17 protein-coding genes and 2 pseudogenes are annotated in these 19,028 nt (G+C 60.6%); 17 read left to right on the forward strand and 2 right to left on the reverse strand.

Annotated elements, in window-relative coordinates:
* Positions 1 to 18 precede the first annotated feature (18 nt).
* From trpA to HLUSI_RS0107885, 7 genes and pseudogenes are all read left to right on the forward strand, one after another.
* A complete protein-coding gene (gene trpA, locus HLUSI_RS0107855; protein ID WP_016833452.1) occupies positions 19 to 816 on the forward strand; it encodes a tryptophan synthase subunit alpha in 798 nt (265 codons plus the stop codon).
* Positions 817 to 974: 158 nt separating this feature from the next.
* Positions 975 to 1,847 (forward strand): acetyl-CoA carboxylase, carboxyltransferase subunit beta, encoded by an 873-nt coding sequence (accD, locus tag HLUSI_RS0107860; RefSeq protein WP_029363269.1) that lies wholly within the window; start codon positions 975 to 977, stop codon positions 1,845 to 1,847.
* A gap of 135 nt (positions 1,848 to 1,982) precedes the next feature.
* The gene (folC, locus tag HLUSI_RS0107865) at positions 1,983 to 3,290 is read left to right on the forward strand and encodes a bifunctional tetrahydrofolate synthase/dihydrofolate synthase (RefSeq protein WP_016833454.1); all 1,308 of its coding nucleotides are present in this window, start codon (positions 1,983 to 1,985) and stop codon (positions 3,288 to 3,290) included.
* A 204-nt stretch (positions 3,291 to 3,494) separates the two neighbouring features.
* Positions 3,495 to 4,373, forward strand: a complete 879-nt coding sequence (locus HLUSI_RS27570; protein ID WP_330987150.1) for an SPOR domain-containing protein — start codon at positions 3,495 to 3,497, stop codon at positions 4,371 to 4,373.
* A gap of 79 nt (positions 4,374 to 4,452) precedes the next feature.
* Positions 4,453 to 4,941 (forward strand): CvpA family protein, encoded by a 489-nt coding sequence (locus tag HLUSI_RS0107875; RefSeq protein WP_016833455.1) that lies wholly within the window; start codon positions 4,453 to 4,455, stop codon positions 4,939 to 4,941.
* 50 nt (positions 4,942 to 4,991) lie between these two features.
* Positions 4,992 to 6,451, forward strand: a pseudogene (gene purF / locus HLUSI_RS27575) (amidophosphoribosyltransferase).
* 157 nt (positions 6,452 to 6,608) lie between these two features.
* Positions 6,609 to 7,850 (forward strand): cystathionine gamma-synthase family protein, encoded by a 1,242-nt coding sequence (locus tag HLUSI_RS0107885; RefSeq protein WP_016833456.1) that lies wholly within the window; start codon positions 6,609 to 6,611, stop codon positions 7,848 to 7,850.
* Between the two features lie 45 nt (positions 7,851 to 7,895).
* On the opposite strand, the pseudogene HLUSI_RS27580 reads toward HLUSI_RS0107885, so the two are convergent.
* Positions 7,896 to 8,487: pseudogene (locus HLUSI_RS27580) on the reverse strand (LOG family protein).
* Between the two features lie 95 nt (positions 8,488 to 8,582).
* On the opposite strand from HLUSI_RS27580, the gene HLUSI_RS0107895 reads away from it, so the two are divergent.
* The 10 genes from HLUSI_RS0107895 to HLUSI_RS0107940 all read left to right on the forward strand — a co-directional run bounded on the left by HLUSI_RS0107895 (position 8,583) and on the right by HLUSI_RS0107940 (position 18,331).
* The gene (locus tag HLUSI_RS0107895; RefSeq protein ID WP_016833457.1) at positions 8,583 to 9,596 is read left to right on the forward strand and encodes a patatin-like phospholipase family protein; all 1,014 of its coding nucleotides are present in this window, start codon (positions 8,583 to 8,585) and stop codon (positions 9,594 to 9,596) included.
* Between the two features lie 71 nt (positions 9,597 to 9,667).
* Positions 9,668 to 10,570 (forward strand): alpha/beta fold hydrolase, encoded by a 903-nt coding sequence (locus HLUSI_RS0107900; RefSeq protein ID WP_016833458.1) that lies wholly within the window; start codon positions 9,668 to 9,670, stop codon positions 10,568 to 10,570.
* Positions 10,571 to 10,672: 102 nt separating this feature from the next.
* A complete protein-coding gene (locus tag HLUSI_RS0107905; RefSeq protein ID WP_029363270.1) occupies positions 10,673 to 11,509 on the forward strand; it encodes a 3',5'-nucleoside bisphosphate phosphatase in 837 nt (278 codons plus the stop codon).
* A gap of 89 nt (positions 11,510 to 11,598) precedes the next feature.
* Positions 11,599 to 12,474, forward strand: a complete 876-nt coding sequence (gene htpX, locus HLUSI_RS0107910; protein ID WP_016833460.1) for a protease HtpX — start codon at positions 11,599 to 11,601, stop codon at positions 12,472 to 12,474.
* 85 nt (positions 12,475 to 12,559) lie between these two features.
* Positions 12,560 to 13,186 carry an L-threonylcarbamoyladenylate synthase gene (locus HLUSI_RS0107915; RefSeq protein ID WP_016833461.1) on the forward strand — a complete coding sequence of 209 codons (627 nt, stop codon included), beginning with the start codon at positions 12,560 to 12,562 and terminating at the stop codon, positions 13,184 to 13,186.
* Positions 13,187 to 13,376: 190 nt separating this feature from the next.
* Positions 13,377 to 14,036, forward strand: coding sequence for a site-2 protease family protein (locus tag HLUSI_RS0107920; protein ID WP_029363271.1), 660 nt, complete (start codon positions 13,377 to 13,379; stop codon positions 14,034 to 14,036).
* A 12-nt stretch (positions 14,037 to 14,048) separates the two neighbouring features.
* Positions 14,049 to 15,248 carry a tryptophan--tRNA ligase gene (locus HLUSI_RS0107925; RefSeq protein ID WP_016833463.1) on the forward strand — a complete coding sequence of 400 codons (1,200 nt, stop codon included), beginning with the start codon at positions 14,049 to 14,051 and terminating at the stop codon, positions 15,246 to 15,248.
* A gap of 140 nt (positions 15,249 to 15,388) precedes the next feature.
* Positions 15,389 to 16,267, forward strand: a complete 879-nt coding sequence (dapA, locus tag HLUSI_RS0107930; RefSeq protein WP_016833464.1) for a 4-hydroxy-tetrahydrodipicolinate synthase — start codon at positions 15,389 to 15,391, stop codon at positions 16,265 to 16,267.
* Positions 16,268 to 16,330: 63 nt separating this feature from the next.
* Complete coding sequence (gene bamC, locus HLUSI_RS0107935) at positions 16,331 to 17,497, forward strand: outer membrane protein assembly factor BamC (protein WP_029363272.1); 1,167 nt, start codon at positions 16,331 to 16,333, stop codon at positions 17,495 to 17,497.
* A 57-nt stretch (positions 17,498 to 17,554) separates the two neighbouring features.
* Positions 17,555 to 18,331: an MBL fold metallo-hydrolase gene (locus tag HLUSI_RS0107940; protein ID WP_016833466.1), complete on the forward strand. Its 777-nt coding sequence runs from the start codon at positions 17,555 to 17,557 to the stop codon at positions 18,329 to 18,331.
* A 368-nt stretch (positions 18,332 to 18,699) separates the two neighbouring features.
* Here HLUSI_RS0107940 and HLUSI_RS31410 read toward each other — a convergent pair whose 3' ends face one another.
* Positions 18,700 to 18,972 (reverse strand): hypothetical protein, encoded by a 273-nt coding sequence (locus tag HLUSI_RS31410; protein WP_029363273.1) that lies wholly within the window; start codon positions 18,970 to 18,972, stop codon positions 18,700 to 18,702.
* Positions 18,973 to 19,028 lie beyond the last annotated feature (56 nt).

Genomic DNA, 19,028 nt, shown 5'->3' on the forward strand with positions numbered 1-19,028 from the left:
AAAAAACTTCACAACATCATGTCCAGAATCCAGACCACCTTTTCCCAACTGGCCGAGCAAAAGCGCAAGGCCCTGATCACTTTCATCACCGCCGGCGACCCGGCCCCCGAGCTGACCGTGCCGTTGTTGCACGCGCTGGTCGCCGGCGGCGTCGATATCCTTGAACTCGGGGTGCCGTTTTCCGATCCCATGGCGGAAGGTCCGGTCATTCAGCGCGCCTGTGAGCGCGCCCTGAAATTCAACGTCAGCACGCACGACGTACTGGATTACGTGCGTGAGTTTCGCCAGACCAACACCACCACGCCGGTGGTGCTGATGGGTTACGCCAACCCGATCGAGCGCTTCGGCGTGGATGCCTTCATTGCCGCAGCGAAAGAAGCGGGCGTGGACGGCACCATCGTGGTGGACTATCCGCCCGAAGAGTGTGAAGAGTTTTCGCAAAAGATGCAGGCCCAGGGTCTCGACCCGATCTTCCTGCTGGCGCCGACCTCGACTGAGGAGCGCATCATGCAGGTCGCCAAGGTCAGCAGCGGTTTCTGCTATTACGTTTCGCTCAAGGGCGTGACCGGCGCCGCCAACATCGACATCGTGGAAGTGGCGGCGCGCATTGCAGCCATCCGCAAACACGTCAAACTGCCGATCGGCGTCGGTTTCGGCATTCGCGACGGCGCCACGGCCAAGGCGGTGAGCGAAGTGGCGGACGCGGTGGTCATCGGCAGCCGCATCATCCAAGAGCTGGAAAACACGCCGCGCGAGCGTGCGGTCGAGGCGGTGCAGGCCTTCGTGGCGGACATCCGCAAGGCGCTGGACGCCTGACCAGGCGCGGCGGGCAGGGCAGGCCGTCGCGACTTGAACTCCCGGCAGAAGGGCTTTCCTGGGCTTGAAAACTTGCAGGAAAGCAAACAAAACACGATCCGCGGCTATGCGCGTTGGCCTCTGGTACAATGCGCCACCGGAAATTAAATGAGGTTTCTATGAGCTGGCTAGAGAAATTACTCCCGCCTCAAATTCAACGTAGCGATTCCGCAAGCCGGAAGTCGATACCCGAAGGTTTATGGGTCAAGTGCCCGTCCTGCGAAGCGGTACTCTATCGTACCGATCTGGAATCCAATCTCCACGTTTGCCCCAAGTGCAGCCATCACATGCGCATCCGCGCCCGTGCGCGCCTGGATTCCCTGCTCGACGAAGGCGGCCGTTATGAAATCGGCCAGGAAACCTTGCCGGTCGACACGCTGAAATTCAAAGACAGCAAGAAATATCCCGACCGTCTGAAAGACGCGCTGGAATCCACCGGTGAAACCGATGCCATGATCGTCATGGGCGGCGCCATCATGACCCTGCCGGTCGTGGTCGCCTGCTTCGAATTCGAATTCATGGGCGGTTCCATGGGCTCCGTGGTCGGTGAGCGTTTCGCCCGCGGCGCGCAAATGGCGCTGGAGCAAAAAGTACCGTTCATCTGCATCACCGCTACAGGCGGCGCACGCATGCAGGAAGGCTTGTTGTCATTGATGCAAATGGCCAAGACCACTTCCATGCTGACCAAGCTGTCCGAAAAGAAGTTGCCGTTCATCAGCGTGCTGACCGATCCGACCATGGGCGGCGTGTCGGCATCGTTCGCCTTCATGGGCGACGTCGTGATGGCTGAACCGAAGGCCCTGATCGGCTTCGCCGGTCCGCGCGTGATCGAGAACACCGTGCGCGAAAAATTGCCGGAAGGCTTCCAGCGTTCCGAGTTCCTCGTGACCAAGGGCGCCATCGACATGATCGTCGACCGCCGCAAGATGCGCGAAGAAATCGCACGCCTGCTGGCGTTGCTGCAAAATCAGGCGGCCGAAACCGTTTCCTGATCGCGATGCTGCAGACAGACCCGAACTTGTCGTCATTCAACGCAAGTTCGGGTTTTTGCTTTTAAGTCCATCATCGCGCCTTTCGGCGATGCAGATTCAGTTCAGGTTCACATCAGATACACCGCAGGCTCATTCATGCAAGCGCAAGCAAAACCTTCCACACTGGCCGAATGGCTGACACTTCTTGAAACCCGTCATACCAAGTCCATCGACATGGGCCTCGAGCGCGTCGGCAAGGTCAAGGAACAACTCGGCATCCATTTCGATTGCCCCGTGATCATGGTGGCCGGCACCAACGGCAAGGGTTCCACCTGCGCCATGCTGGAATCCATCCTGATGCGCGCCGGTTACCGCGTGGGTTTGTACATCAAGCCGCATTTCCTGCATTTCAACGAGCGCGCCCGCATCGAAGGCATACCCGCCTCCGACGCTGCGCTGATCGCGGCGTTCGAGGCAGTGGAAGAAAAGCGCGGCGACATTTCGCTGACCTATTTCGAGTTCACCACGCTGGCGATCATGAAGCTGCTGGCTGATGCAAAGATGGACGTGGTGATTCTGGAAGTCGGTCTGGGCGGCCGTCTTGACGCGGTCAATGTGATCGATTCCGATGTCGGCATCGTCACCAGCATCGACATCGACCACACCGAATACCTCGGCACCACGCGTGAAGAAATCGGCTTCGAAAAGGCCGGTATTTTCCGTTCCGGCAAGACCGCCATCTGCGGCGATCCGATGCCACCGAAGTCGCTGATCAAGCACGCCGAATCGATTGGCGCCGACCTCTGGCTGATGGGCCGCGATTTCAACTACCAGGGCGACAAGCAGCAGTGGGCCTATGGCGGCCGCGCGCAACGTCGCAACTCGCTGGCCTATCCGAGCCTGCGCGGCGCCAACCAGTTGCTCAATGCTTCCGCTGCGCTGGCGGCGCTGGAAGCCTTGCGCGATCTCTTGCCGATCGGCGCCCAGGAAGTACGCACCGGGCTGGCCACGGTCGAGCTGCCGGGACGTTTCCAGGTCCTGCCGGGACAACCGCTGGTGATCCTCGACGTTGCGCACAATCCGCACGCCGCCGCCACGCTGGCGCAGAACCTCGACAACATGGGCTTCCATCCGTACACCTATGCGGTGTTCGGTTCGATGCTCGACAAGGACATCGAAGGCGTGATCAGCCACCTCAAGGGCAAGATCGACCATTGGTGCGTCACGGACCTGCCGCTGCCGCGCGCTGCCACGGCGCAGCAATTGAAGGACAAATTGCTGGAAGCGGGCGTCGAGCCGGAATTCAAGCCGGACGCGGCCTGCACCATAGAAACCTTCGAATCGCCGGCTGCCGCATTCGCAAATGCGCAAAGCCGGGCTACCGAGAATGATAGAATTGTGGTTTTCGGATCCTTCCTGACCGTCGCCGGCGTCATGGAAGCGAACAAGCCGGAATTGCATTGAACCACAGCACTGGATTCGCACCGTTTGCGCTGCATTTTCAGCGATCTGCGGTATTTGTTGCACACACGTATTTTTCAGACTACCTAACTTAGATCAGCATGGGCTTGTTCTCGTTTTTTCGTAAAAACAAGCAGGAATCTGCTTCCGGTCAGGGCGAATTCCTCTCGCGTTCGGCAGGAGGCGACCCGGCGGCGCAAAATAGTCGTGGCAGCCGCAGTGCCGGAAACGCACGGAAATCCGGCAAAGCCGGCAAAGACGAGTCCGCCGATCCGGTTCTGCCCGAAAAGAAGCCGTCGCCTGATCGGCGCCGTGGCGCTGGTGCTGGCGGTCGTGATCGTGTTGCCGATGATCCTCGATTCCGAGCCGCGCCCGCTGGCGGATGACATTGCCATCCAGATACCTTCCAAAGACGGCAAGGATGCAGCGCCTGCGGCCGACAAGCCCAAGGTCGCCGCTGCCGAGCCCAAGGAAGAATTCGTCGATCCGGCCACCATGAACGCAGGCGTCGAAAAGCCGGCCATTGCACCCGGTGCGTCGGCAATGCCGTCCGGTCCGGCCAACGCCCCGCAGGCGCAAACAGCCAAACCGGCATCCTCGACCCCGGCCGTGGCGGAGAAGCCTGCTGAAAAGCCGGCCGCCAAGCCCGAGATTAAAGCTGAAGTCAAAGCCGACGTTAAAGACAGCAAGACCGCCGCCAAACCGGCCGAACACAAGGACGATCACAAGAAGGACGTGAAGGAAGCCGCCAAGCCGAAGGCCGCCGACAAGTCCGATGATGCTGCGCGCGCACTGGCGATCCTGGAGGGCAAGCCTGCCGCCGCCGACAAGAAATCCGCGCCGACGCCGGCTGCAGGCGGCAAGTTCGTGATCCAGGTGGCGGCATTGGCGACGCAGGAAAAAATCGATGAACTGCGCGGCAAGCTCAATGGCGCAGGCATCAAGTCGTACACGCAAAAAGTGGCGACGCAATCGGGCGACCGCACGCGCATCCGCGTCGGCCCGTTTGCCAGCCGCGACGAAGCCGACAAGATGCGCGCCAAGATCAACAAGCTTGGCCTGAACGCCACGGTCGTGCCGGCTTGAATTTGATGGCATCCGGTCGCATATTGCTCATGTTGCCTGTGTTGTTGCCTGCTTCTTCGTCTTCGCCGGGTTTGTCGTCGTGACGATCTTCGACTACCTGGTCCTGTTGGTGCTGGCCTGTTCGGTGGTCATCAGCATGTTGCGCGGACTGGTGCGCGAAGTGTTGTCGCTGGCCAGCTGGATAATTGCATTAGTCGTCGCCAACGCCTATGGTGAAGCATTGGCGCAGATGTTGCCCGACGTGATTCCGGGCGAGTCGACGAGATTGATTGTGGGATTCATCGTGTTGTTCATCGGTACACGCCTGTTGATGGGGCTGGTGACCAGAGCGATGTCGGAAGTGGTCAAGGCGAGCGGCCTGTCGCTGATCGATCGCAGCCTGGGCGCGGTATTCGGCCTGGCGCGCGGCGCGGTGATCGTGCTGGCGGTGGTGTTGTTATGCGGTACGACCTCGATTCCGCAGCAGCCATTCTGGAAAGAGGCGCGTTTCAGTGCGCTGGCGGAAACCGCCGCCGAGACCGCCAAACCGTATCTGCCGGGGCAGTTTGCACAGCACGTCCATTTTTGATTTTGTTTGTTGGTTTCGTTTCTTCGTTTGTTTTTGCTTAGGAGTCCACCATGTGTGGCATTGTCGGCGTCGTTTCCCATAGTCCAGTCAACCAGTTGCTCTACGACGCCTTGCTGCTGCTGCAGCACCGCGGTCAGGATGCGGCGGGTATCGCAACCAATCACGCAAACGGTTTCTCGATGCACAAGGCCAACGGTCTCGTGCGCGACGTGTTCCGTACGCGCAATATGCGTTCGCTGCCGGGCAACACCGGCCTCGGCCAGGTGCGTTATCCGACCGCAGGCAGCTCGTCCAGCGAAGAGGAAGCGCAACCGTTCTACGTCAATGCGCCGTTCGGCATCATCCTGGCGCACAACGGCAACCTGACCAATGCGGAACAGCTCAAGGTCGAGATGTTCAAGAACGACCGCCGCCACCTCAACACCGACTCCGACACCGAAGTGCTGGTCAACGTGTTTGCGCATGAATTGCAGCAGGCGACGACCGGTTATTCGCTGGATCCGGCTGCGGTATTCAAGGCCGTTGCGATGGTCCACAAGCGCGTGCGCGGCTCGTATGCCGTGGTGGCGCAGATCGCCGGTTACGGCCTGCTGGGCTTCCGCGATCCGTACGGCATCCGCCCGATGTGCCTGGGTTTCAATGAAACCGACAAGGGTTCGGAGTACATGCTGGCGAGCGAATCCGTGGCGCTGGAAGGCCTCGGTTTCCGCTTCCTGCGCGATGTGATGCCCGGCGAAGCGATCTTCATCGACAACGACGGCAAGCTGTACAACCAGCAATGCGCGGACAATCCGACGCTGAACCCTTGCGCGTTCGAATTCGTCTACCTGGCGCGCCCGGACTCGGTCATTGACGGCGCTTCGGTCTACGCCAGCCGCCTGAAGATGGGTGAATACCTGGCCGAGAAAGTCCGTCGCGAAATCGCCAGCGGTGAAATCGACGTGGTCATGCCGATCCCAGATTCGTCACGTCCTGCCGCGATGGAACTGGCGCTCAAGCTGAACCTGGATTACCGCGAAGGCTTCATCAAGAACCGCTACATCGGCCGCACCTTCATCATGCCAGGCCAGGGCCTGCGCAAGAAGTCCGTGCGCCAGAAGCTCAACGCCATCGGTTCCGAATTCAAGGGCAAGAGCGTGCTGCTGGTCGACGATTCGATCGTGCGCGGTACGACCAGCCGCGAGATCGTGCAGATGGCGCGTGAAGCCGGCGCCAAGCGCGTGATCGCGACGAACTGATCGCCTATGGTCGCACCGACGAAGAAGTCTGCCGCGAAATCACGGCTGACGCGCTGGTATATCAGGACGTGGAAGACCTGAAGCGCTCAATCTCCGACATCAATCCGGCATTGCGCAATTTTGAAGCATCGTGCTTCGACGGCAACTACATCACCGGCGACATCTCGCGCGACTACCTCGATCGTATCGAGTTCGCCCGCAAGAATCCGAAGCCGGCCCTGGAAGACGCCGTCCGTTCGCAACTCAACCTGAACCTGGCGCGCGTGGACTGATTTCCACCGCAGCAGGACAAGATGAGCGCCGGACCGCCGTTATGGCGTCCGGCGTTTTTCATTGGCGCGACCACCGCGATCACAATGCTGCGGCCGTCGCGGAACTGGCTTATCATCACTGTTCTCCGATGATTTCCCGCCTCATACCTCTACACCTATGAACGACAAGAAGAACTACGGCTTCACCACCACCATTTTGCATAGCGATCGCCAGAAGGACATTGAGCACGGTTCGCTGCACAAGCCCATCCACACCTCCGTGGCATTCGGTTACAAGGATGCGCGCCAGCTGGCCGAAGTATTCCAGGGCAAGCAATCGGGTTACCGCTACGGCCGCCAGGGCAATCCGACCGTGTCGGCGCTGGAAGACAAGGTCACCAGGATGGAGGACGGTCTCTCGACGATCTGCTTCGCCACCGGCATGGCCGCCATTGGCGCCGTGATCCAGGGGCTGCTGCGCGAAGGCGACCACGTGGTGTCATCGGCTTTCCTGTTCGGCAACACCAACAGCATGTGGATGACGGTGCATGCGCAAGGCGCGCGCGTGTCTATGGTGGACGCTACCGACGTCAAGCTGGTGGAAGCCGCGCTGACGCCGCAGACGCGCATCGTCTTCGTCGAAACCATTGCCAATCCGCGCACCCAGATCGCCGACCTGAAGCGCATCGGCGAGCTGTGCCGCGAGCGCGGCATTCTGTACATCGTCGACAACACGATGACCTCTCCCTACCTGTTCCAGCCCAAGGCGGTCAACGCCGGGCTGGTAGTCAATTCGCTGACCAAGTCGATCGGCGGCCACGGCAACGCGCTGGGCGGCGCGCTGACCGATACGGGCTTGTACGACTGGTCGCGCTATCCGCACATCGCCGACAACTACAAAAAGAATCCGCAGCCGCAGTGGGGCATGGCGCAGATTCGCGCCAAGGCCTTGCGCGACTTCGGCGCTTCGCTGGGACCGGAAGCGGCGCATCACATCGCCGTCGGCGCCGAAACCATTGCGCTGCGCCAGGATCGCGAATGCGCCAACGCGCTCGCCGTGGCGCAGATGCTCGACGCCGATCCGCGCGTGGCGGCGGTGTACTACCCGGGCCTGCCTTCGCATCCGCAGCATGCGCTGGCGACTGAGCTGTTCCGTTCCTACGGCAGCTTGTTGAGCTTTGAGCTGAAAGACGGCATCGACTGCTTCGATTACCTGAACCGCCTGCGACTGGCGGTGGCATCGAGCAACCTGGGAGACACGCGTACGCTGGTGATTCCGGTGGCGCACACGATCTTCTTTGAAATGGGGCAGGAGCGCCGCGCAGCGATGGGCATCGCCGAATCGCTGATCCGGGTTTCCATCGGTCTGGAGGACACGGACGATCTGGTCGAGGATTTCAGGCAGGCGCTGGATTCGTAGTATGAGGAAGCCATGCCGGTTATGGCCGGCATGGCGTGATGCTCCTCAAGGAAGCAGCTTGTCTGCAGCCTTGTGATCGGCCCACTTGTTGGTGTAGCTCGGCTTGTACGTTTTGAAGCGCTGGACCAGACTGGCTGGATCCGCGTCATGCATCATCAGCAGCGATTGCTCGGCTGTCAGGAAACGTTGCGACACCAGATGTTCGATGAAGGCGATCAGGTTGTCGTAAAAACCGTCGACGTTGAGCAGGCCGATCGGCTTGTAATGGAAACCCAGCTGCGCCCAGGTCAGCACTTCAAACAATTCTTCCAATGTACCCATGCCGCCCGGCATGGCGATAAAACCGTCCGACAATTCCGCCATCATGGCCTTGCGTTCGTGCATGTCCTTGACGATGTGCAGGCGGGTCAGGCCGTTGTGGCCCAGTTCCTTGTCCAGCAGCGCCTTCGGGATCACGCCGGTGGCTTCGCCGCCGAGTCGCATGACTTCCGTTGCAATCACGCCCATCAGGCCGACGTTGCCGCCGCCATACACCAGGGCGATGTTGTCCTTGACCATTTGCTGCGCCAGGCGCGCCTTGTGCGTAGACTTCAGAGGCGCCGACGGAGGAACCGCAATATACACAGATGGATTTCATTTTTCTTTCGCTCGGATTAATCAATACCGCCATGTTATAACATGAGGACAAGACCTGATCGTGACGGGCGGCATGAAGGTTTATCAAGGAACAACATGCAAAACAAGATCGTGACACTGGCGTTGCAAGGGGGCGGTTCGCACGGCGCATTTACCTGGGGCGTGCTGGACCGTTTGCTGGAAGACCAACGCATCGACTTCGAAGGCATCAGCGGCGCCATGAACGCCACGGTGCTGGCGCACGGCTACAACCTTGGCGGACGCGAAGGTGCGCGTGAAGCCCTGGCGGCGTTCTGGGGGCGCATCGCGACCAAAGAGCCGTTCAGCTTCCTGCCTCCCGAAATGCTGCCCGGCGGCTCCAGCCTGCTGAACCAGAGCACGCCGGCGGCCATGCACGCCTTGCTGGCCATGACGCGTTTCTTTTCGCCGACCCAGCTCAATCCGCTCGACATCAATCCGCTGCGCGACATCCTCGAAGAACAGGTCGATTTCGAACGCTTGCGCAGTAGCGGCGACATCAAGCTGTTCATTGCCGCCACCCGCGTCAGCACCGGTACGCTGAAAATTTTCCGCAACCGGGAGCTGACCGTGGACGCCTTGCTGGCCTCGGCCTGCCTGCCGTCCATGCACCGGCCGGTCGAGATCGATGGCGAAACTTATTGGGACGGCGGTCTCACAGCCAATCCGCCGATCTTTCCCTTGCTGCACCTGTGTACGGCGCGCGACCTGCTGGTGGTGTTGCTGCATCCCTGCAGCCGACCCGGCACGCCGACTTCGACGCAGGAAATCGGCCAGCGCCTGAGCGAAATCAGTTTCAGCTCGGCCTTCTTCACCGAGCTCGGCGGCTTGGCGCTGGCCAAGCGCGAAGCGGAAAACGCCATGTTTGCCTTCGGCACGCTGGAGCGCCGTCTCAGGAAGCTCAACATGCATCTGGTGGAAGCCAACGACCTCATGAGCCAGCTCGACGTCATGAGCAAGCTCAACACCAAGACCTCGTTCATCCACGGCTTGCACGACGAAGGACGGCAGGCGGCAGGACGCTGGCTGGAAAAGAATTTCCACATGATCGGCCTGAAATCCTCGTTCGACCTCGGGCGCTATCTGCAATAGGCGCGGCAGGGCAGGCGAAGGCGGGGAGGCTTATACTGTGAGGCTTTCCGATTGTCCTTGATCTCCATCTCATGAAGCCATCCCGTTCCGAATACCTCGACATCCGCGGCCTGCAGTACCACGTGCGCCATTGGGGCGATCCGCAAGCGCCCAAACTGTTCATGGTGCACGGCTGGATGGATATTTCGGCCTCGTTCCAGTTCATGGTCGACTGCCTGCAACAAGAATGGCATGTGATCGCGCCCGACTGGCGCGGTTTCGGACTGACCGAACGACCGCAGGCAGACACTTACTGGTACCCCGACTACCTTGCCGATCTCGACGCCTTGCTGCTGCATTACTCCCCTGACGAAGCGGTCAACCTGCTCGGTCACAGCCTCGGCGGCAATGTCGTCGGGCTGTATGCCGGCGTGCGTCCGCAGCGCATCGCCAAACTTGTCAACCTGGAAGGTTTCGGCCTGCCCGGCACCAAGCCCGAGGACGCGCCCGGACGCTTCGCCAAATGGCTCGACGAGCTGCTGGAAAAGCCCGAGATGCGTTCCTATCCTTCGCTCGACGGCGTCATCGCCCGCCTGCAAAAGACCAATCCGCGCCTGAGCCGTGAGCGTGCAGTGTTCCTGGCCGCGCACTGGGCCGGGCAGAATGAAGAGGGCAATTGGGAAATCCTCGGCGATCCGGCGCACAAGAACACCAATCCGCTGCTGTATCGCATCGACGAAGTGACCGCCTGCTGGGCCAAGATCAGCGCCCCGGTGTTGTGGGTGGAAGCGGCGGAAACCGACATCTGGCGCTGGTTCGGCGACAACGCGCTGATGCGCGCCGAGATCGATCGCCGCATCGCCTTCATCCCCGACGTGCGCACGGAAATCATCCCCGACGCCGGTCACATGCTGCATCATGACCAGCCCGAACTGCTGGCTGCGGCGATCGAGCGTTTCCTCGCGGAATCAGCTGCGAAACAAGTCTCGAAATAAGCTCGACGCTGCAAGTCCGCCGCGTGTGCACGTGCAGCAGAGACGGCGCAGGCGGCGTACAATGAACTTATCTTTTTCTCCATTTCCAAGGTCTTGCGCGTCATGCTCAACGTCGATCTGCACTGTCACTCCAACGTCTCCGACGGCTTGCTGCCGCCGGGCGATGTGGCTGCGCGCGCCAAGGCCAACGGCGTCGACGTCTGGGCGCTGACCGACCATGACGAAATCAGCGGCATCGCCGTCGCCCGCAAGGCGGCGCAAGAGCTCGGCCTGCGTTACATCGCGGGCGTCGAGATTTCGGTGACATGGGCCGGCCAGACCGTGCATATCGTCGGCCTGCGCATTGACGAGACCAATGCTGCGCTGGTGCAAGGGCTGGCGGCCACGCGCAACGGCCGCGAGCGGCGCGCACGCGAGATCGCCGCCCAACTTGCCGTCGCCGGTATTCCCGACGCTTTCGACGGCGCCCTGAAACACGTCGGCAACCCCGACCTGATATCCCGTACGCATTTTGCCCGCTACATCGTCGAAACCGGCCGCTGCGCCGACACCAAGGAAGTGTTTCGCAACTACCTGTGCGAAGGCAAGCCGGGCTACGTGCCGCATCGCTGGGCGTCGCTGAAGGAATCGGTCGAATGGATTCGCGGCGCCGGCGGCGTGGCGGTGATCGCCCATCCGGGCCGCTACAAATACAGCGAGACCCAGTTCGGCGCCTTCTTCGACGAATTCAGGCAGCTCGGCGGCGCGGCCATCGAGGTCAATACCGGCAGCCACACGCCCGACCAGTACGAGGAATATGCCCGCGTGGCCAAGCGTTTCGGCTTCCTGGCCTCGATCGGCTCGGATTTCCATGGTCCGGGCGAGTCGCGTGTCGACCTGGGCGCCTTGCCGCCGTTGCCTTCCGGCCTGACGCCGGTGTGGCACGATTGGGATCTGTAAGCCGCTTTCCCGGGCTGCGTGCACGGATCTCTTGATTTCTCCCCGATTGTTCCTATCTAATAACCACTTTCCTGATAGGAGCTTTCCGGATGAAACGCATATTCCTCTTCCTCGCGACCAATATCGCCGTGCTGGTGGTGATGAGCGTGATCTTGTCGCTGCTCGGCGTGGACAAATTCCTGACGCGCGCCGGCCTCAATCTGCCGATGCTGCTGGTGTTTTCCATCGTCGTCGGCTTTACCGGTTCGATCATTTCGCTGCTGATGAGCAAAACCATGGCGAAGTGGAGCACCGGCGCGCGCGTGATCGACACGCCGGTCAATTCCACGGAAGTCTGGCTGGTCAACACCGTGAGCAAGCTGGCCCAGCGCGCCGGCATCGGCATGCCGGAAGTGGCCGTCTATGAAGGCGAACCGAACGCCTTCGCCACCGGCGCGTTCAAGGATTCTGCATTGGTGGCGGTCTCGACCGGTTTGCTGCAAGGCATGACCAAGGAAGAAGTCGAAGCCGTGCTCGGCCACGAAGTCGCCCACATCGCCAACGGCGACATGGTGACGATGACGTTGATCCAGGGCGTGGTGAATACCTTCGTCGTATTCCTGTCGCGCGTGGTCGGCTACTTCGTTGACGCAGCGCTGCGCCGTGGCAATGACAACTCCGGTCCCGGCATCGGCTACATGGTCACCGTCATGGTGTGCCAGATCGTGTTCGGCATCGGCGCCTCGATGATCGTCGCCTGGTTCTCGCGCCATCGCGAATTCCGCGCCGACGCTGGTTCTGCAAAACTGCTTGGCGGTCCGCAGCCGATGATCAACGCGCTGGCGCGGCTGGGCGGCATTCCCGCCAGCGGCCTGCCGCAATCGATGGCGGCCATGGGCATCAGCGACAAGCCGGGCTTCATGGAGTTGTTTTCCACGCACCCGCCGATGGAGCAACGCATCGCTGCGCTACGCGGCCAGCGTTAAGCAAGGACAGCGATCCCGGAAAACGGCGGCGTCACAACCGCCGTTATTCCTTTTTGAAATACATGCAATCTAATCTGAAGAGTCCATGAGTCAGTTTTTCCAGATCCATCCCGACAACCCGCAACTGCGCCTGGTCAAGCAGGCCGCGCAGATCATCCATGGCGGCGGCATCGTGGCCTTGCCTACCGATTCCTGTTACGCGCTGGTCTGCCAGCTCGACAACAAGGACGCGGTGGAGCGCCTGCGCCGCATCCGCGGCGTCGATGAGAAGCATCACCTGACCCTGCTGTGCCGCGACCTCAGCGAGATCGCGCAATACGCCAAGGTCGACAATCGGCAGTACCGCTTGCTGAAGGCCGCCACGCCGGGGCCGTATACCTTCATCCTGGAAGCCACCAAGGAAGTGCCGCGCCGGCTGAGCCATCCCTCGCGCAAGACCATCGGCCTGCGCGTGCCGGAAAACCAGATCGCCCATGCCTTGCTGGCCGAACTGGGCGAGCCGCTGATCGGCACCACGCTGATCCTGCCGGATCAGGAAGATGCGCTGACCGACGCCGAGGAAATCCGCGAACGTCTCGAAAAGCAGATCGAACTGGTCATCGACAGCGGCGCCTGCAGTTTGGAGCCGACCACCGTGATCGATCTCAGCGACGACAACGAGCCGGTGCTGGTCAGGCAGGGGCGGGGCGACGCCGCGCCGTTCGGGTTGTAATTCCTCCCGGGAAACTCATCTTTGATTGCGGACCGCCATTTGCGGTCCGTTTTCGTTTTATCTTTCATGTCTGATGAAATTATCTTTTTGATAATTTTATCTTCGGTTCGACGCGGTTTCAGCCGGAAGACGGTCGATATTCCCGCGGCCCGTCCTTTTCCCTCTGCTACCTCTGCTAAAATTCGCACCCATGAATGATCTTATCCAGACTGTCGCAGTGTATGCGCTCCCGGTACTGTTCGCGATTACACTGCACGAGGCAGCGCACGCCTTCGCAGCCAAGTACTTCGGCGACAATACCGCCTACATGATGGGGCGCATGAGCCTCAATCCCCTCAAGCACATCGATCCTTTCGGCACCATCGTCATTCCGGTGCTGCTGTATTTCGCGACCAGCGGGGCTTTCCTGTTCGGCTACGCCAAACCGGTGCCGCTGGACTTCGGCAAGCTGCGCAAGCCCAAGCGCGACATGGCCTGGGTGGCGCTGGCCGGTCCCGCCGCCAACTTCCTGATGGCGCTGATATGGACGCTGATGATCTACGCGCTGGCCATCGGCGGCGTCGAAGAGGAATTCTTCATGCTCATGGCCAAGGCCGGCGTGCTGACCAACCTCGTGATGTTCGCGTTCAACCTGTTCCCGATTCCGCCGCTCGACGGCGGCCGCATCCTGACCAGTTTGCTGCCGAACCGATATGCGTATAAATTTGCACAGATCGAGCCGTACGGCTTCTTCATCGTGATGGCGCTGGTGCTGCTCAAGGTGATTTATACCTGGTGGATGGCGCCGGTGATGTACCTGGCAGGCAGCCTGCTGCAACTGATCGTGTCGCCGATATCCTTCTTTTTCTGAAGACTTACAACCATGTATCCTGATCGCGTTGTCTCCGGTATGCGCCCCACAGGCGCGCTGCATCTGGGCCATTACCACGGCGCCCTGAAGAACTGGGTCAAGCTGCAATCCGAATTGCCTTGCCTGTTTTTCGTCGCCGACTGGCATGCGCTGACGACGCACTACGACGATCCCAGCGTGATCGAAACCAGCACCTGGGAAATGGTGATCGACTGGCTCGCCGCTGGCGTCGATCCCTCGCAATCCACCTTGTTCATCCAGTCGCGCGTGCCCGAGCATGCCGAGTTGCACCTGTTGCTCTCGATGGCCACCCCGCTGGGCTGGCTGGAGCGCGTGCCGACCTACAAGGACCAGCAGGAAAAACTCGCCGACCGCGATCTCGCGACCTATGGCTTCCTTGGCTATCCCTTGCTGCAGGCGGCCGACGTGCTGATCTACCGCGCCAGCCAAGTGCCGGTGGGCGAAGACCAGATTCCGCATATCGAGATGATGCGCGAGATTTCGCGCCGCTTTAATCATCTGTACGGCAAGGAAAAAGGCTTCGAGGAAAAAGCGCGCGAAGCCGTCAAGAAACTCGGCAGCAAACGCTCCAAGCTGTATCAGGAACTGCGCACGCAATTCCAGGAGCAAGGCAATGAAGAAGCGCTGGAGCAGGCCAAGGCCATGCTCGACGATGCGCAGAATTTGTCCATGATCGACCGCGAGCGCCTGTTCGGCTACCTCGAAGGCAGCCGCAAGCTGATCCTGACCGAGCCGCAGGCCTTGCTGACCGAAGCCTCGCGCCTGCCCGGCCTGGACGGCGCCAAGATGTCGAAGAGCTATGGCAACGCCATCGCGCTGCGCGAAGACAAGGATTCCGTCACCAAGAAGGTCCGCACCATGCCGACCGATCCGCAGCGCGTGCGCCGCACCGATCCGGGGGATCCGGGCAAGTGCCCGGTCTGGCAATTCCATCGCGTGTATTCCGATGATGCCGTGCGGCAATGGGTCGACAAAGGCTGCCGTTCGGCCGGCATCGGTTGTCTGGAATGCAAGCAGCCGGTGATCGACGCCATCCTCGCCGAGCAGCAGCCGATGCTTGAGCGCGCGCAGCAATACATCGACGATCCGTCGCTGGTGCGCGCCATCATCGCAGATGGTTGCGACACTGCGCGCAAGCTGGCGCAGGACACCATGCGCGATGTGCGCGAAGCCATGGGACTCGGTTATTGATCGCTGTGGCAACACCCGCAAGCAAACCTGCAACTTGCAGGAACTATGTAAGCAAATCCGAACAAATTGACCGATAGCAGTGGCTATCCGCTACAATCGGTCTTTTATTTTCAACCGTATTCTCATTACGTACTAACATCATGATCAAGGGCAGCATAGTCGCCATCGTCACGCCGATGCATCCGGATGGCAGTCTCGATTTCCCGGGCCTGCGCAAATTGATTGATTGGCATATCGCAGAGGGCACCGACGGCATCGTGATCGTCGGTACGACCGGCGAATCGCCGACCGTTTCGGTCGAGGAACACTCCGAACTGATCAAGGTCGCGGTTGAACATACCGCCAAACGCATTCCCATCATCGCCGGCACCGGCGGCAATTCGACTTCGGAAGCCATCGAGCTGACCGAATTCGCCAAGAAGGTCGGCGCCGATGCCTCGTTGCAGGTCGTTCCTTACTACAACCGTCCGACGCAAGAGGGCATGTACCTGCACTTCAAGAAGATCGCCGAAGCAGTCGATCTTCCGGTGATCTTGTACAACGTCCCCGGCCGCACCGTTGCCGACATGAGCAACGAGACCATCCTGCGCCTGGCGCAAGTCAAGGGCATCGTCGGCGTCAAGGACGCTACCGGCAACATCGGCCGCGGCAGTGACCTGATCCGTCTGGCGCCGAAGTCGTTTGCGGTGTATTCCGGCGACGACCCGACCGCGTTCGCGCTGATGCTCTACGGCGGCCAGGGCAATATTTCGGTGACGGCCAACATCGCGCCGCGCGACATGCACGAACTGTGTGCGGCGGCCATGAGCGGCAACCTCGCCCGTGCGATCGAGCTGAACAACAAGATGCTGCCTTTGCATAACAAGCTCTTCGTCGAACCAAATCCGGTCCCCCTGAAATGGGCGATGACCGAAGTGGGCCTGATAGAATCCGGCATGCGTTTGCCGCTGGCTCCGCTGGGCGCTGCCTACCACGATACCGTGCGTGCCGCGTTGCGTGAGTCCGGTGTATTAAAATAATTAATTAACTAAACGGCAGTGTCGTTTTCCCTTGAACCCGAACCCGCTTTTCATTGCAACGATATGACAATTCGCAAGAACGTTAACTCTGCTTCACGTCTCCTCCCACAACGCGCTCTTATCATCGCCCTGGCTTTCACCAGCCTGGCAGGATGCGGCGCCGTCAGCAACATGCTGGAAGGGGATCGTATCGATTACAAGAGCGCGGAAAAAGCCAAGGGCCCACGACTCGAAGTGCCGCCTGACCTGACCCAGCTGCAGCGCGACAACCGTTACGCGATTCCGGAGTCGAACAAGGGCGTCGCCACTGCGTCCGGCTACAGCCTGGAACAAAAGACCCGTCCGGCAACCGACGCTGCTGCGGTAGCGCCGGCCGCCAAGGGCGACCTGCGCATCGAGCGCGACGGCACCCAGCGCTGGCTGGTCGTGTCGCAAACGCCGGAACAGTTGTGGGGGCCGATCAAGGACTTCTGGCAGGATTCGGGCTTCCTGATCAACGTCGAATCCCAGGATACCGGCGTGATGGAAACCGACTGGGCGGAAAACCGCGCCAAGATCCCGCAGGACTTCATCCGCAACACGCTGGGTAAAGTGTTCGATTCGCTGTACTCGACCGGTGAGCGCGACAAATTCCGCACCCGCCTGGAGCGCGGTCCGAACGGCACCACCGAAATCTTCGTGAGCCATCGTGGCGCCGAAGAAGTCTTGACCGGTTCGGCCAAGGAAACCTCGGTCTGGACTGCACGTCCTTCCGATCCAGGCCTGGAAGCCGAATTCCTGGCGCGCCTGATGGTGCGTCTGGGCGCCGAAGAAACCAAGGCCAAGGCTGCCGTCGCCAATGCGCCGACACTGCAGGCCCGTTCCAAGCTGCTCAAGACCGCCAACGGTTCCAGCGTCCAGGTTGACGAGAGTTTCGACCGTGCATGGCGCCGCGTCGGTCTGGCGCTTGACCGCGTCGGCTTCACCGTGGAAGACCGTGATCGTACGCAAGGCCTGTACTTCGTGCGCTACGTCGACCAGAATCAGGACGCCAAGGACAAGGAAAGCGAAGGCTTCTTCTCCAAGCTGTTCTCCAGCAAAGACAAGGACAAGAAGGCTGCGCGTTACCGTATCGTCGTCAAGGGCACCGGCGACGTCAGCGACATCTCCGTCCAGAACAACGACGGCAAGCAGGAAGTTTCGCAAACCGCCGACAAGATTCTCGGCTTGCTGAACGACCAGTTGAAGTAAGTACTTGTAGCTGACCTCACTTGAAGTAATGCAGTACATGCCTTCGCGAGCCCACCGTTGAAATTTGCAAGTCTCGGCAGCGGCAGCGAAGGCAACGCCCTCATCATCTCCGGCACATCCGGCGCGACCACCACCACGGTCATGCTGGATTGCGGTTTCGGCATCAAGGAAACCGAACGTCGCCTGACCCGCATCGGCAAACTCCCGCAAGACATCAACGGCATCGTCGTCACGCATGAACACCAGGATCATGTCGGTGGCGTGTTCAAGTTCGCACGCCGCCACCGCATTCCGGTGTGGCTGACCTACGGCACCTTCCAGGCCGTGGGCGAAGAGGCCTGCAAGAACGTCCAGCTGCATTTTTGCCGCGATAGCGAAGCGGTGGTCATCGGCGACTTGTCATTGATGCCATACACGGTCCCGCACGATGCGCGCGAGCCGGTGCAGTATGTTGCCGGCGACGGCAAGCGCAAGCTTGGCGTGCTGACCGACGCCGGCCAATCGACGACCCACCTGGTGCAGGCGCTGGGCGGTTGCGATGCCTTGGTGCTGGAATGCAATCACGATCGCCAGATGCTGGCTGATTCGGCCTATCCTCCTTCGCTCAAACGTCGTATCGGCGGCGCCTATGGCCATCTGGCCAACGACACCAGCGCCGAAATCCTGGCGGCATTGGACAAGCAAAAACTGAAGACCGTGATCGGCGCGCATCTAAGCCTGAAGAACAATACGCCCGAGCTGGCCCGCGCCGCGCTGGAAGGCGTGCTCGGCATGACCTTCGGCAACATCGGCATTGCCTGCCAGGCCGAGGGCTTTGGCTGGCTGGACGTCTGAAAGAAAAGCGAGCTGGTCAGCCGCTTGTCAGGCTGCGCTGCGCCGCAGCAGAAACATTTTGTTTCCTTTTACTTTCCTTTCGCATGCCTGCGTCGCCGTATCGGAGGCGATCTCGCTTGTTCGTCACAGCAGGCGGCTGGCGCTTGTCAGCCCCTTGTAAGTAGTCACGGCAGCTAGCTCGTGCGAAATGCGCCTGTAGGCGCAATTGACGCGTTCTGGAGGGGGGTGACGGTACGGCGGGCGCCACGCAGAAACATCGCTGGCGTGGATCGGGAGAGAGCGGGGGAGAGTGCGTGATTGTCCGCACGGACGTGGGGACGAAAAAAAACCGGCCTTGCGGCCGGTTTTTTCCGAAAATAATCCGAAGATTACTTGGCCGGAGCGGCTTCAGCCGGCTTTGCATCAGCAGCCGGAGCGGCAGCGTCAGCAGGCTTTGCGTCAGCAGCCGGAGCAGCGGCGTCAGCCGGCTTGGCAGCGTCAGCAGCAGGAGCGGCGTCAGCCGGCTTTGCATCAGCAGCCGGAGCAGCAGCGGCCGGAGCTTCAGCAGCAGGAGCAGCAGCAGGTGCCGGAGCTTCTTCCTTCTTGCCGCAAGCAGCCAGAGCAACAGCCAACAACGATGCGATCAACAGAGTCTTTGTCATGAATATTCCTTCAATAATAATCAAAATTTTGCGATGAATAATTACCGGTAAAAAAA

Source organism: Herbaspirillum lusitanum P6-12, assembly GCF_000256565.1.
GTDB lineage: Bacteria > Pseudomonadota > Gammaproteobacteria > Burkholderiales > Burkholderiaceae_D > Herbaspirillum > Herbaspirillum lusitanum.

Bases quoted from the DNA above. Each gene is read 5' to 3' on its own strand.
- trpA (WP_016833452.1), top strand. From the start codon at position 19: ATGTCCAGAATCCAGACCACCTTTTCCCAACTGGCCGAGCAAAAGCGC.
- accD (WP_029363269.1), top strand. From the start codon at position 975: ATGAGCTGGCTAGAGAAATTACTCCCGCCTCAAATTCAACGTAGCGAT.
- folC (WP_016833454.1), top strand. From the start codon at position 1,983: ATGCAAGCGCAAGCAAAACCTTCCACACTGGCCGAATGGCTGACACTT.
- HLUSI_RS0107885 (WP_016833456.1), top strand. From the start codon at position 6,609: ATGAACGACAAGAAGAACTACGGCTTCACCACCACCATTTTGCATAGC.
- HLUSI_RS0107895 (WP_016833457.1), top strand. From the start codon at position 8,583: ATGCAAAACAAGATCGTGACACTGGCGTTGCAAGGGGGCGGTTCGCAC.
- HLUSI_RS0107900 (WP_016833458.1), top strand. From the start codon at position 9,668: ATGAAGCCATCCCGTTCCGAATACCTCGACATCCGCGGCCTGCAGTAC.
- HLUSI_RS0107905 (WP_029363270.1), top strand. From the start codon at position 10,673: ATGCTCAACGTCGATCTGCACTGTCACTCCAACGTCTCCGACGGCTTG.
- htpX (WP_016833460.1), top strand. From the start codon at position 11,599: ATGAAACGCATATTCCTCTTCCTCGCGACCAATATCGCCGTGCTGGTG.
- HLUSI_RS0107915 (WP_016833461.1), top strand. From the start codon at position 12,560: ATGAGTCAGTTTTTCCAGATCCATCCCGACAACCCGCAACTGCGCCTG.
- HLUSI_RS0107920 (WP_029363271.1), top strand. From the start codon at position 13,377: ATGAATGATCTTATCCAGACTGTCGCAGTGTATGCGCTCCCGGTACTG.
- HLUSI_RS0107925 (WP_016833463.1), top strand. From the start codon at position 14,049: ATGTATCCTGATCGCGTTGTCTCCGGTATGCGCCCCACAGGCGCGCTG.
- dapA (WP_016833464.1), top strand. From the start codon at position 15,389: ATGATCAAGGGCAGCATAGTCGCCATCGTCACGCCGATGCATCCGGAT.
- bamC (WP_029363272.1), top strand. From the start codon at position 16,331: ATGACAATTCGCAAGAACGTTAACTCTGCTTCACGTCTCCTCCCACAA.
- HLUSI_RS31410 (WP_029363273.1), bottom strand. From the start codon at position 18,972: ATGACAAAGACTCTGTTGATCGCATCGTTGTTGGCTGTTGCTCTGGCT.